Genomic DNA, 12,648 nt, shown 5'->3' on the forward strand with positions numbered 1-12,648 from the left:
GAAAACTGCTTCAAAAACCCTCTCTCAGGCGCTCCAGATGGCCGCTGACACCCAAATCCGCGCTTCCCGTCGACCACAGCGCCGGCTTATCGGCTACGCGCGCGTCTCCACGGAGGAACAGGCGACCGAGGCGCAGGAAATGGAGTTGCGCGCGGCCGGCTGCGTCGCGATCGTCGAGGAGCACGGCTCCGGCGCCTCGCGCGCGCGCCCGCCCTGCCCTTTTGAAGCTGCTGCGCGAGATTGGCGCCGGCGACACGCTGGTGGTGGTGCGGCTCGATCGTCTGGCGCGCTCCGTCAGCCATTTGCTCGAGGTGATAGAAGATCTCGCGGCCAAGGGCGCGCATTTTCGCTCTCTGCGCGATCCGATCGACACGACGACGCCGCAGGGCATGTTCTCGCTGCAGGTCCTCGGCGCCGTAGCCCAGCTCGAGCGCGCGCTGATCTCCGAACGCACCAAGGCGGGTATCCGGGCTGCGAAGGCCAAAGGGAAGCTGCCGGGCAATCCGGGCATACGACAGCGCTGGCCGGAAGCGTTGGCGCAGCTGACGGAGGCACAGAAGGCAGCCTATGGCCGGCGGATTCAGGCGACGGCGAACCAGTGGCTTCCCACGGTGCGCCGTATGCGGCCCGACCACACATGGGACGATATCGCACGGGTTCTGAAACAGCGCGGTCTCGACTGGACGCCCGAGCGGCTTCGACGTGCCGCAAAATGGCTGGTTTCCGAGCACCTGGCCGACGCCAGCCTGGTTCGAAAATCGCCTCCTCGCCTGCCAGAGGACCGGTTGATGACCCTCATCGCTGGAATTCATTCCTCGAATCCCGAGCTAACGCTTCGCGACATCGCCGGCCAACTCGAGCGCCTGCACGAACGCACGCCGCGTGGCGGCTCGAAATGGTCGCCGTCTTCGGTCAAGAACCTGCTGGATCGCGCGCGGAGAGCCAGGCTGGTCGAAGCGGCCCCGTAGCGTTTGGTCGCGCGCGATCAATTCAGCGATCGCGGATCGGGCTTTTCGTCCGTTCTGTTCAACAATCCTCCTATCGCCAAGGCCAGTTCCTCCTCCGCGTCGCTGCGCCCCATGTTTCCGGAGTAGGCCGCTAACGCGGCGAGGCGGACAGCGGCAGCCATCGTCGCTTCATCGGTGAGATTTCGTGGCAAGTCCTCTGCCCAAGCGCTGCTTGCGGCTTTCAGAGCGGTCTGCGAGAGGGCCCGTCCCAAGTCGTCGACAAGCTGTTCATAGCGCTGCAACTCGCGATCGGACGCAGAATGGCTGAGCCTATAGCACTGCGGGGCATTGTCGACGGCCAACGTCACTTCCGCGATCGCATCTTCAACGAGGCCAACGAGCTCATGAGCCCGCTGATCCAGGTCCAGCCAAGGAATGGAGCGCACGCCTAGCCCTGCCTGGGCGCGCGATTCCGCCGGTGTCCGGGACGCAATTCGGGCGTGGATGGTCAAGCCCGATCGACCGTCCTCGAAAACCGTAACGATCCGCACGCGGAGCTTCCGGAGGCTGCTTGTTCGAAGTTCCTCCGCCCGCTTGACAGCGGCCTCAATGGCCGCGCCGACATGGGATGATTGTCCGTTCATGGCTCGCTCCCGCAGTTCAAATTCGCTCTCCATACCGACGCCGTCCAGGAGGCGGGCCGGCTATCAATCGAATCGGCGTCCACCATCAATTCATTGTCCACTTCCGGCAGAACCCTGCAAAGGTCCTCTCGATGTTCGGAGATGTTAGATCGATCTGCCTGCTCTTGGCCCAGCTACGGAACCGCTCGGCAACTAGGTCCGGATCGGGCGTGGGTTTCGGCGCGTGCTCGCGCACGACCTCGCGCCAGCGGGAGAAGTGGATCGAGCCACGTGCAGGGAACGACACAAGCTCCTCGACGGCCGTCGGGGAAAGACCGCCCTCGGCGGCGTACCCCGCCTGAGCCATGCCGAACAGCGACCGGCTGATATGCAGTTCCCCTTCCCTGCCGCGCTGCACCAATGTACGCAGATAAGCGCCCGGCTTTGCGACCCGGCCATCGTCCCGCTTCTGGATCGTCACGGCGAGCGCCGCAATCGCCATGTCAGGCCCCAGCACGCTGATTGCCTCTTGCCAGACTTGTGGGTTGATCCCGGCCGCCCCACAAAGCTCCCGGCCGGTCTCGCGCAACGCCGACCAACTCTCGAAGGCGTTGGGGGCGTAGGTAGCCACGTTCGGGCAGGCATTCCGCACCAACGGGAGCGAAATGAACTGCAAATCGTCGCCAAGTGCTGCCTGGGGGCGTTTGCGGTCTTGCTCAAACCTCTCGGCTTCGCCAGGCTTTGTTTCAAAAGCCATGCTGCCGGAGGCAGCCTGAGAGTTGGAGTCTCGGGCGTTAGCCCGAGGCCGCGCTTGATTACTGATTTCAGAATAGGGCTTTTCGGCTGTAGTTAGTAAGGGCCGAAATTTCGACACTGCGGTATGCATATTTCGGTCGTTCAAACCCTTGTTGTACGCGGCTTCCAGATCCTCCTGGATTGATTCCAGCTGCGCGACCCAAGAGGCCAGTTCATCAAGGTCCCCTGCCCTCGCTTCGCGGATCACGTCGAGGCGCGCCTGCGCATGGTCCCAGGGGCCGTCGAAGCCTTCCTCCCTGGCACTGAGGATGAGTGCCTGGATCTCCTTGCGCAGCACGGTGCGGCGATTGAGTAGCGCGTCCACTCGCGCGCGCCGAAATCGGCCATGTCGGCCATTTCCGTGAGCTCGGCGAAGCGCACCGCGATCGGAGAGAGATCGATGCCGGCTGCCTCGACGATCCTGCCATCCTCGTCGCGGCGGCCGCGGCGCTGGTAGGTCGGGCCATCGTTGTAGGCGACCAGGCCTGCCTCAACCAGGCCGTTGAGGTGGTGCTTCATCGTCGAGACGCCGACGCCAAGTGCGTGCGCCAGAGCGCGATTTGACGGCCAGACGATCGGCACCACGTTCTCGTCGGTCCAGTCACGCACCTTCGTATAAGCAAAGAGCTTGTCGATGAGAGCGATCTTCGAACCCTTAAGGCCCATGGCCGCAGCAGCGCGCTTGGCGGCGTTTAGCGCTGCCGTCCGCGTAATCCTCCGCGCACCCGGCTTACGATACTCGCGTGCGAATTCGGTCGCGGCGAGCCGGTCCGGTGTCGTTCGGCGGAGACCTGCACCAAGAGAGGTCATGTGCGCCTCCCTTTCACGGCGTATTCAACGCTGAATGACCGGCAAGCAGCCGCCGTCGTTTGGACGCAAGTTATCGTTCGCCGCCCACCGGACGTCGTCAGGTCGTGTTTCATCATCCCGTCGCCATTTAAGCGTCAGGCAAAGCCGAAACGTTCACCCAAGCGGTGCTTGTGCGTTGACAAGTGATTCGGAGGGGCCTATTGGTATCTTCGCCAAAAGAAATCCAAGGCTCTCGGGTGGTTCGCCACTTGGGGGCCTTTTTTTTTGCCGTCTGTTCGCTTTCCTCTCGTTTCGTTGCACATCGGTTTCTGGTGGAGAACCCCCACCTGGCACCCAGCCTGAGAAAAGACCCTGTCAGCTGACAGGGGTTTTTCGGGCTTGGTGTTCTTGTTCCTCGTCCGCCGCCTCGAATTTCGCGAGCAACGCCGGTAGCTCAGCACGCAGGAACGTCGCGAACGCCGCCGACCGCTGCTTGTCGACAACCAGGCGTATGCCGTTCTTCGAGAATATCGCTCTGCCGAGCGGCGTGCCGTCATCAGTACGGAGTGCGACCTCATCGGTCTGCAAGTCGGTCTCCCCAGTCGCGATCGCGGCGACGGCCCGAGCGAAACGCTCATCGGATCCAAGCCCTGAAACCCTGTCAGGTGACAGGGTTTTCCGGAGGGTCACAGCGCCATCCGGCAGTTCGGAAAATGCTTTTGCAAACGCGGTCCACCGAGGACGGCCTACCTTCGGGGCCCGCCCTATCAGCTTGATCACATCGGTCGGGATTGTGCGGTAGACCGACCGCATCCGAGCGAGTTCCGCGTCATCGATCCCGAGAGCCGCCTGGATGTCTCGCGGCCTGATGCCGCCGTTGTCCATCGTCTGTGCGAATAGCGCTCGTTCGATCCAAGTAAGATCCTGTCTCTGTCCGTTCTCGATACCTTGCGCAACAGCAAGGTCACGGTCAGACATTTCAACGATCAAGGCTTTGACCGCGATGCCCAACTCGCGTGCGGCACGAACCCGACGGCGCCCGTACACGATCTGGAAGCGGCCCTCAGCACCAGGATGAGAACGAACCTGAATCGGAACCTTCTGACGTTCCGTCCTAATGCTCTCCCTGAATTGCACGTAGTTCGTCTCGTCGTCGTCGGGGAGCCGATCATCGAAGGGCGACGGGTCGACAAGATTGGGATCGAGGTCAACGGCACCGCCTCCGCCAGCGGCAACCAAGGCCTGCAAGCGGTCACGCTCCTCAACGATCTGAGAGATTGAACGGTCTGCGGCACCGATTACACCTGCCCCCCACGCGCGGGGCGCGGGGCGTGCCCGTTGGCCCGGCTGCCTGGCTCGGCGATGGCACGTCGCCTGTAAGGAACTGGTCGAAGTTCCCAACGATCGACTTCCTCGCGCTCTTGCTCATCGTCGCCCCCAACTCGTCGTCACGAGCTCCAGGATCGCGGCGTTGACCTCGTCCATGGCGTCGCGGGCACGCCGATAGGTCTCGCGTCGAATACCCCCGGGCTCCACCTCGTACAGGCTTTTTTCGCCAAGCCCGCCGCTTCGATTGCTGTGCTCGAAATGGCCGTCGGGACAAGCACGTCACTGCCAAAAAGGTGCCGAAGCAGCGTCACCATTCCGGTCTGCGGCTTATCGATGGGATCGTGGCGCGTAATGAGATAGTGGAAGAAGTCCTGCGAGAGGGTCGCTCCACCCCGCGTGACGACTTCGATCAAATCACTCATCATGAGCAGAAACTGGCTCATAGACGCAACATCGAGCATCGCCGGATGGACGGTTACAATCATGCCGGTGGCTGCATAGATCGCGCCGAGCGTGAGATAACCGAGGGAAGGGGGGTATCGAGCACAACGATATCGTACTCGCCCTCGACCTCCAGGAGCACGTTTCGCAGACGCTCGAAGAACACGCCACCGGCTCCGGACTGTCGTGTCGCTAGCATCCGCGGAGTATCGTGCTCGTACTCCATAACTTCGAGGTTGCCGGGAATGAGGTCGACGCCGTCAAAGTACGTCTTCCGGATCACCTCCCGGATCGGCCGGCGATGCTCGTCATAGCGAAGCGCCGCATTGATAGTCTCATTTGGACCAATGTCGATCTCCGGCTGCGCGCCGAACATTGCCGAGAGAGAGGCCTGCGGATCAAGGTCAACCGCGAGCACCCGATAGCCCTGCAGCGCAAGGTAGTGGGTCAGGTGCAAAGCCGTCGTTGTCTTAGCACTACCGCCCTTAAAATTGGCAATCGCCAGAATCTGGAGATGTTCGCCTGGTCGCCGATGGGGAAGATAGCGAAGCACTTCGCTTGGTCGCTGCTCAGCCATCATGGCACGCAGCTCGTTGATCTGGGCGAGCGTGTAGACTCGATGATTGTTTTCCTGTCGATCGGGAACAGGGCCGCGGCCCTCTTTCGATAGAAGCTTCAGCGTCGACTCAGGTATAGAGCTGAGCTTTGAAACCTCGTGGGTGAGAAATGTCCGCAGCTTCTTCTTCGCCTCGGGCGGATACATGCTGGCCCGCATGTTTTGAAGCTGGGCAGACAGAATATCGGCATGGCGCCGAATGCGATCGCCCGCATCGCTTTGCCCAATGGATGTGACTACAGTTTCGTTCATCAGCGCCGGTCGCCCTCGTTGGCGGGCTGAAGGCATTTTGTCGGCTTCAGCCCGCCAACGTAGGCCACGATTCTACCTAGCCGTCCAGTGAAAAGAGGTTAACGAGTTCTGAACGCGACTGCAGAGCAACCAACGCCGCGTAATCGCAGAACTCCTATTTTGCTCATGTTTCCAAGTCGTTAGCTGCCCTCGCCGGAATAAGAGCAACGCCCAACAACCTCGGCATATTTGCCGGATCTATACTGTCGGTGTCCGCCCGGTTGAAGGCGTAACTCACTTATCCTGCACCAGAATGCGACTCACTTGCCCTTCCCCGGCAATTCTGCCGGGCTGACGGCGAGCAGCGTTCCGTGATGCTTTTGCCCTATGGTCGAGCACGCGGAACATCAAGATGACATTGGGACACCGTCGACGCCGGTGCGCGCCGCGCGACTGCGCGGATTTGAGCAGCTGTGCAACGGCAGGGTGCGCCCGGTGATCCCCTCCAATTCCCACCAGCGCCTCGTGCGCAAGCTCCGCGACGCTCTTGGGGCTGCGATCTGCGCCGCGCTCGAGGACCTATCCGTCGTCGAGATCATGCTGAACCCGGACGGCAAGCTGTTCGTCGAGCGCCTGGGGGAGGGGATCGCCAACATCGGCGCGCTCGAACCCGGCGCCGCCGAGATCATCATTGGCAGCGTCGCGCATGCGCTCCAGACCGAGGCCGATGCCGACCAGCCGATCATCTCGGGAGAGCTACCGATTGGTGGGCACCGATTCGAGGGCCTGCTGCCGCCCGTCGTCGCCGCACCGACCTTCACTATTCGCCGGCGCGCCTCCCGGCTCATCCCGCTCGACGACTATGTGCGGGCAAAGATCATGACCAGGGCGCAGGCGGCAGCGCTGCGCAACGCCATCACCTCGCGGATGAACATCGTGATCTGCGGAGGGACAGGATCGGGCAAAACAACGCTCGCCAATGCGGTGATCGCGGAGATCGTCGCGCAAGCACCCGAGGACCGCCTAGTGATCCTCGAGGATACGTCCGAAATCCAATGCGCGGCCGAGAACGCAGTTGCGCTCCATACGAGCGACGCGGTCGACATGGCGCGGCTTCTGAAGAGCACGATGCGGCTCCGGCCCGACCGGATCATCGTTGGTGAGGTCCGCGACGGTGCGGCGCTTACGCTGCTCAAGGCTTGGAACACGGGCCATCCCGGTGGCGTCACGACACTTCACGCCAACAACGTCATTTCAGCGCTGCGCCGTCTCGAACAACTCACCGCAGAGGTGAGCCAGCAGCCCATGCGCGAGGTCATCGGGGAAGCCGTCGACCTCGTCGTCTCGATCGAGCGTTCCGGGAAGGGCCGGCAGGTCCGCGATGTCATGCATGTCGAGGGCTTCAATGGCTCCCGCTACGACACCAACCACTATCCCCAAATCGATGAGGACAGCCATGCTGCATAGGACCCGCCATCCGGTTTCCCCTTGGGTTCTTGCAGCCCTCGTCTGCGTCACGATCGCGACGCCCGCGCTTGCCGGGGGCGGCGGAGGCTTGCCGTGGGAAGGGCCGTTGCAGCAGATTCAACAGTCCATCACCGGCCCGGTCGCCGGTTTCATCGCATTGGCGGCCGTGGCGATCGCCGGCGGCATGTTGATCTTTGGGGGCGAGCTGAATGATTTCGCCAGGAGGCTGATGTATGTGGTCCTCGTCGCCGGGATCCTGCTGGGCGCAACGCAGATCGTGGGCCTGTTTGGAGCGTCCGGTGCCTCTATCGGCCATGTGGAGATTGTCGAGAATAGCAGCGGGCTGCTCGTCTTCGACGCTGGACTCTTCGATCTTGCCCGTCACCTGATTTGCGCGCTCCTCGTGGCCGGTATCCTCGTGAGCGTAGCGCAGATCGTCGGCTCGTTTGCAACGCCGGGTCCCTCGATGAGACACACCCGGATCGTAAGGAGGATCGGGGCAGGGGAGGGCGGCCATGGCTGAGCCAGGCGTTCCGCTCGCCCGATCCCGCATCCATCGGGCGCTTTCGCGCCCGAACCATTTGATGGGGGCGGACCGGGAGCTGGTGCTGCTGACCGGACTCGCCGCGGCGATCCTGATCTTTGTCATCCTGACCTGGTTCTCGACCCTGCTGGGCATCGCCATCTGGATCGCTGTGGTCGCGACGCTGCGCATGATGGCCAAGGCGGACCCGATGATGCGTCAGGTCTACGTCCGGCATATCGCCTACAGACCAAGCTACCGCCCGACCTCGACCCCGTGGCGGAGGTATTGAGCCGGCTATGGTTGCGCTTCGCCAATTCCGCAGCACCCACCCGTCGTTCTCCGACCTGCTGCCCTATGCGGGCCTCGTCGATGATGGGGTGATCCTATTGAAGGACGGCAGCCTGCTGGCGGGTTGGTACTTCGCGGGGCCGGACTCGGAGAGCTCGACCAATCTCGAGCGCAACGAAGTCGTTCGCCAGATCAACACGATCCTCGCGCGGCTCGGCTCGGGGTGGATGATTCAGGTTGAGGCGGTCCGGGTTCCGACGGTCGCCTATCCCGCGCGCCAGGATTGCCATTTCCCCGAAGCGGTGACGCGGGCGATCGACGATGAGCGGCGCGCCCATTTCGAGGCGGAGCGCGGGCATTACGAGAGCCAGCACGCGGTCATCCTGACCTACCGCCCTCCGGAGCGGCGGCGCGCCGGGCTGGCGCGCTATGTCTATTCCGACAGCGAGAGCCGCTCGGAGACCTATGCCGATATCGTGCTCGACGCCTTCCGCACGTCGATCCGGGAGTTCGAGCAGTATCTCGCCAATGTGCTCTCGATCCGGCGGATGGTGACGCGCACAGTCGTGGACCCCGAGACCGGCCGGCCGGTGCAATATGATGAGCTGTTCCAGTTCATCCGCTTCTGCATCGTCGGTGAGAGCCATCCGGTGCGGCTTCCCGCCATCCCGATGTACCTGGATTGGCTCGCCACGGCCGAGTTCCATCATGGGCTCTCGCCGGTGGTCGACGGCCGATATCTGGCGGTCGTCGCGATCGACGGTTACCCAGCCGAGAGCTGGCCGGGCATCCTCAACAGCCTCGATCTGATGCCGCTGACCTATCGCTGGTCGAGCAGGTTCATTTTCCTTGACGAACAGGAAGCCCGCCAGAAGCTCGAGCGCACGCGGAAGAAGTGGCAGCAGAAGGTCAGGCCGTTCTTCGACCAGCTCTTTCAGACGCAGTCTCGCTCCGTCGACCAGGACGCCATGATGATGGTGGCGGAAACCGAGGACGCGATCGCCGAGGCATCATCGCAACTTGTCGCCTATGGCTACTACACGCCGGTGATCGTAATGTTCGACACCGACGAAGCGCGCCTGCGCGACCAGGCCGAGGCCGTGAGGCGGCTCGTCCAGGCCGAAGGCTTCGGGGCGCGCATCGAGACGCTCAACGCGACCGAGGCCTGGCTCGGCAGCCTGCCGGGCGTCTCTTACACCAATGTCCGCGAACCGCTGATCAACACGCGCAATCTGGCCGATCTCATACCGCTCAATTCGGTCTGGTCGGGCAGCGCGACGGCGCCATGCCCGTTCTATCCGCTCGGCTCGCCGCCGCTGATGCAGGTCGCCAGCGGCTCGACACCTTTCCGGCTGAACCTGCACGTCGACGACGTCGGACACACGCTGGTGTTCGGCCCCACAGGTTCGGGTAAGTCGACGCTGCTGGCGCTGATCGTCGCGCAGTTCTTCCGCTATTTCGCCGCCCAGGTGTTCGCATTCGACAAGGGACGGTCGATGCTCCCTCTGACGCTGGCCGCCGGTGGAGAGCACTATGAGATCGGGGCAGGGGAGGGGGCCGCCGCGCTCTCCTTTTGCCCGCTCGCCGATCTTTCGACGGATTCGGACCGCGCATGGGCGTCCGAGTGGATCGAGACGCTGGTGACGATGCAGGGGGTGAAGATCACCCCCGACCATCGCAACGCGATTTCGCGCCAAGTCGCGTTGATGGCGTCGGCGCGCGGCCGTTCGCTCTCGGACTTCGTGAGCGGGGTGCAGATGCGCGAGATCAAGGACGCGTTGCTTCACTACACGGTCGACGGGCCGATGGGCACGCTGCTCGACGCCGAGGAGGACGGGCTGTCGCTGGGCCGGTTCCAGACCTTCGAGGTCGAGGAGATTATGAACATGGGCGAGAGAAATCTCGTCCCCGTGCTGCTTTACCTGTTCCGCCGGATCGAGAAGCGCCTGACCGGCGCACCGAGTCTCATCGTTCTCGACGAAGCCTGGGTGATGCTCGGGCATCCGACCTTCAGGGACAAGATCAGGGAATGGCTCAAGGTGTTGCGCAAGGCCAATTGCGCGGTGTTGCTCGCGACCCAGTCGATTTCCGATGCCGAGCGGTCGGGCATCATCGATGTGCTCAAGGAATCGTGCCCGACCAAGATTTGTCTCCCGAACGGCGCGGCACGCGAGCCGGGGACCAGAGAGTTCTACGAGCGCATCGGGTTCAACGAGAGACAGGTCGAGATCGTCGCCACAGCCGCGCCCAAGCGCGAATACTATGTTGCAAGCCCCGAGGGGCGCCGCCTCTTCGACATGGCGCTCGGTCCGGTCGCGCTCGCCTTTGCCGGCGCGTCCGGCAAGGACGACCTCAAACGCATCCAGCAGCTTCACCAGGAACACGGCCCGGATTGGCCGGCGGCCTGGCTGACCGAGAGGAGGATCGGCAATGCCGAAGCCATTCTTGCGCGTGATTAGGATCGCCGTCGCGTCGGTGGTGAGCGTGGGCGTCGTCGCCCCTGGACCGGCCTATGCCGGCGCCGTGACCGGCAACGCCACCGAGTGGACGCAACTGCTCAACAATGCCGAGCTCATCGGGCTCTCGGCGCAATCGGCCGAGCAGATCCAGAATCAGCTCACCCAGATCACCCAGCTCGCCGAGCAGATCCAGAACCAGATCCGCATCTACGAAAATATGCTGCAGAACACCTTGCAGCTACCCCGCCACATCTGGAGCCAGGTCGAGGGTGACCTCGCAAGGCTCCAGAGTCTCGTCAACCAGGGCGAGGGCATCGCCTTCGCGATGGGCAACATCGACGATGTCCTGAAGCAGCGGTTCCAGAGTTTCGCCGAGTTCGAGACCGGGCTGGCGAACGGCCAGGACTTTTCCTCGAGCTATCGGACCTGGTCGGACACCAATCGCGAGACGATCGCGTCGACCCTGCGGGCGGCCGGCCTCACGGCCGAGCAGTTCGGCAGCGAGGAATCGACGATGTCGCAGCTGCGCTCGATGTCGGAATCCTCGGTCGGTCAGATGCAGGCGCTGCAGGTCGGCCACAAGATTGCCGAGCAACAGGTGGCGCAGACCCAGAAGCTGCGCGGGCTTGTCTCCCAGCAGATGACGATGATGGCGACATGGTTCCAGTCGGAGCAGGCGAACCGCGACCTTGCGCAGACGCGCCGGGAGGAGTTCTTCAACGCCAACGCGCCGTCCACCTCCGGCGGCCAGATGATGCAGCCGCGGTGGTGAGCATGATCAGGATCGCTGTCGTCGTCTTGGCTTGCACCGCGCTCGTCTGGATCGGGATCTCGATCTGGTTTGCGGCCGACGGCGGACGTCAAGCCGAACGGGCAGGCGAGTCCTTGGACGGTCCGAGGCAGTTCGACACCACAGGCGGACAGGAGATGCGGCCGCGCTGGGGTGACGGGGAGGGGCAGGGCGATGAGGCCACCGAAAACTAGGCTCGCGATCGCCGGGTTCTTCGGCGTCCTGCTCCTCCTCGAGCCAGCCTTCGCGCAGGACGGTACACTGCTGACCAACCTCGAGAACGAGGTGGCGACCGCCGCGCAGGGGTGGGAAACCACCGTCATGGCGGCGGCCCGCGCCGTGTTCTGGATCCTTGCCGGAATAGAGATCGGCATCGCGGCCGTCTGGCTGGCGCTCGCCGCCGCCTCGCTCGACACCTGGTTCGCCGAGCTGGTGCGGCGGATCATGTTCATCGGGCTGTTCGTCTTCATCCTCGAGCAGGGACCCGATTTCGCGCGGGCGATGGTCGACAGCCTGTTCCAGATCGGGGCCGGCGGCGGCTCGGCATCGCCGGCGAACGTGTTCAATGCCGGCCTACAGGTGGCGAGTTCGATGTCGGAACGGGCGCAGTTCGGCCTCTTCGAGGACAACGCATTGGCGATCGCTGCGGTGTTCTCGATGATCGTGGTCGTTATCGCCTTCAGCCTCGTGGCCGCGATCTTCGTATCCGTAATGGTTGAAATGTACGTTGGCCTTCTCGCCGGCATGATCATGCTCGGCCTTGGCGGCAGCTCCTTCACCAAGGATTTCGCGGTCCGCTATCTCGTCTACGCCTTCTCGGTCGGCATGAAGCTGATGGCGCTCGTCATGATCGCGCGCATCGGGTCCGAGGTGCTCATCAACCTCGCCAACGATTCCGGCGCCACGAACGACTATCTGTCGACGCTCGCCATCGCCGGGATCTCCGTGGTGGTGTTCGTGATCGCCATGTACGTCCCCAACATCGTCCAGGGCGTCGTGCAGGGCGTCTCGGTCACCGGCGGCATGGAGACCATCAGGCATGGCGGGCAGGCCGCCAGCATGGCGGCCGGCGGCGCGGCGCTCGCCTGGGGCGGGGCGCGGGCAGGGGCCTCTGCCTATTCCGCCGCTCGGGCCGAAGGCAGCTCGTTCGGCGCCGCGGCGCTCAAGGGCATGACGACAGGAGCGACAGCGACCGGCGGGGCTTTGGCATCGGCCGCGCGCGACAAGGCGATCGGCGTGCCCGGCGTATGGGGCGCTTCGACACTGGGCCTCGCCAATTCCAAGCTCGACCAGAGCGCCGGCCGGCCGACCCCCAAGAAATCAGCAGTCGACAAGGCGTGAGGTGAG

10 protein-coding genes and 3 pseudogenes are annotated in these 12,648 nt (G+C 63.5%); 8 read left to right on the forward strand and 5 right to left on the reverse strand.

Features of this window, described 5'->3' with window-relative positions:
• Positions 1–37: 37 nt before the first annotated feature.
• Positions 38–968 (forward strand): annotated as a pseudogene (locus HK436_RS28895) (recombinase family protein).
• A 17-nt stretch (positions 969–985) separates the two neighbouring features.
• Here HK436_RS28895 and HK436_RS28900 read toward each other — a convergent pair.
• The 5 genes and pseudogenes from HK436_RS28900 to repA all read right to left on the reverse strand — a co-directional run bounded on the left by HK436_RS28900 (position 986) and on the right by repA (position 5,792).
• The gene (locus HK436_RS28900; RefSeq protein WP_173195049.1) at positions 986–1,591 is read right to left on the reverse strand and encodes a hypothetical protein; all 606 of its coding nucleotides are present in this window, start codon (positions 1,589–1,591) and stop codon (positions 986–988) included.
• 85 nt (positions 1,592–1,676) lie between these two features.
• Complete coding sequence (gene repC, locus HK436_RS32090; protein WP_312860809.1) at positions 1,677–2,456, reverse strand: replication initiation protein RepC; 780 nt, start codon at positions 2,454–2,456, stop codon at positions 1,677–1,679.
• Positions 2,457–2,569: 113 nt separating this feature from the next.
• A complete protein-coding gene (locus HK436_RS32095) occupies positions 2,570–3,175 on the reverse strand; it encodes a helix-turn-helix domain-containing protein (protein WP_244649538.1) in 606 nt (201 codons plus the stop codon).
• A gap of 354 nt (positions 3,176–3,529) precedes the next feature.
• On the reverse strand, positions 3,530–4,555 hold the full coding sequence (repB, locus tag HK436_RS28910; RefSeq protein WP_173195050.1) for a plasmid partitioning protein RepB: 1,026 nt from the start codon (positions 4,553–4,555) through the stop codon (positions 3,530–3,532).
• 24 nt (positions 4,556–4,579) lie between these two features.
• Positions 4,580–5,792: pseudogene (gene repA, locus HK436_RS28915) on the reverse strand (plasmid partitioning protein RepA).
• 474 nt (positions 5,793–6,266) lie between these two features.
• On the opposite strand from repA, the gene trbB reads away from it, so the two are divergent.
• The 7 genes and pseudogenes from trbB (at position 6,267) to trbL (ending at position 12,642) form a co-directional block, all read left to right on the forward strand.
• Positions 6,267–7,238 (forward strand): P-type conjugative transfer ATPase TrbB, encoded by a 972-nt coding sequence (gene trbB, locus HK436_RS28920; RefSeq protein WP_312860800.1) that lies wholly within the window; start codon positions 6,267–6,269, stop codon positions 7,236–7,238.
• Positions 7,228–7,560: pseudogene (locus HK436_RS28925) on the forward strand (TrbC/VirB2 family protein); the annotation flags it as partial. The gene trbB and the pseudogene HK436_RS28925, both read left to right, overlap by 11 nt.
• A 193-nt stretch (positions 7,561–7,753) precedes the next feature.
• Positions 7,754–8,053: a conjugal transfer protein TrbD gene (locus HK436_RS28930; protein WP_173195052.1), complete on the forward strand. Its 300-nt coding sequence runs from the start codon at positions 7,754–7,756 to the stop codon at positions 8,051–8,053.
• A gap of 7 nt (positions 8,054–8,060) precedes the next feature.
• Positions 8,061–10,511 carry a conjugal transfer protein TrbE gene (locus tag HK436_RS28935; RefSeq protein ID WP_173195053.1) on the forward strand — a complete coding sequence of 817 codons (2,451 nt, stop codon included), beginning with the start codon at positions 8,061–8,063 and terminating at the stop codon, positions 10,509–10,511.
• The gene (gene trbJ / locus HK436_RS28940) at positions 10,483–11,283 is read left to right on the forward strand and encodes a P-type conjugative transfer protein TrbJ (protein WP_173195054.1); all 801 of its coding nucleotides are present in this window, start codon (positions 10,483–10,485) and stop codon (positions 11,281–11,283) included. The genes HK436_RS28935 and trbJ overlap by 29 nt, the downstream gene beginning before the upstream one ends.
• Positions 11,284–11,285: 2 nt before the next feature.
• Entirely contained in the window at positions 11,286–11,495 is a 210-nt protein-coding gene (locus HK436_RS28945; protein WP_173195055.1) for a TrbJ/VirB5 family protein, read from the forward strand.
• Positions 11,476–12,642 carry a P-type conjugative transfer protein TrbL gene (gene trbL / locus HK436_RS28950; protein WP_173195056.1) on the forward strand — a complete coding sequence of 389 codons (1,167 nt, stop codon included), beginning with the start codon at positions 11,476–11,478 and terminating at the stop codon, positions 12,640–12,642. The genes HK436_RS28945 and trbL overlap by 20 nt, the downstream gene beginning before the upstream one ends.
• Positions 12,643–12,648: the final 6 nt, after the last annotated feature.

Source organism: Neoaquamicrobium sediminum (genome assembly GCF_013240295.1).
GTDB classification, from domain to species: domain Bacteria; phylum Pseudomonadota; class Alphaproteobacteria; order Rhizobiales; family Rhizobiaceae; genus Aerobium; species Aerobium sediminum.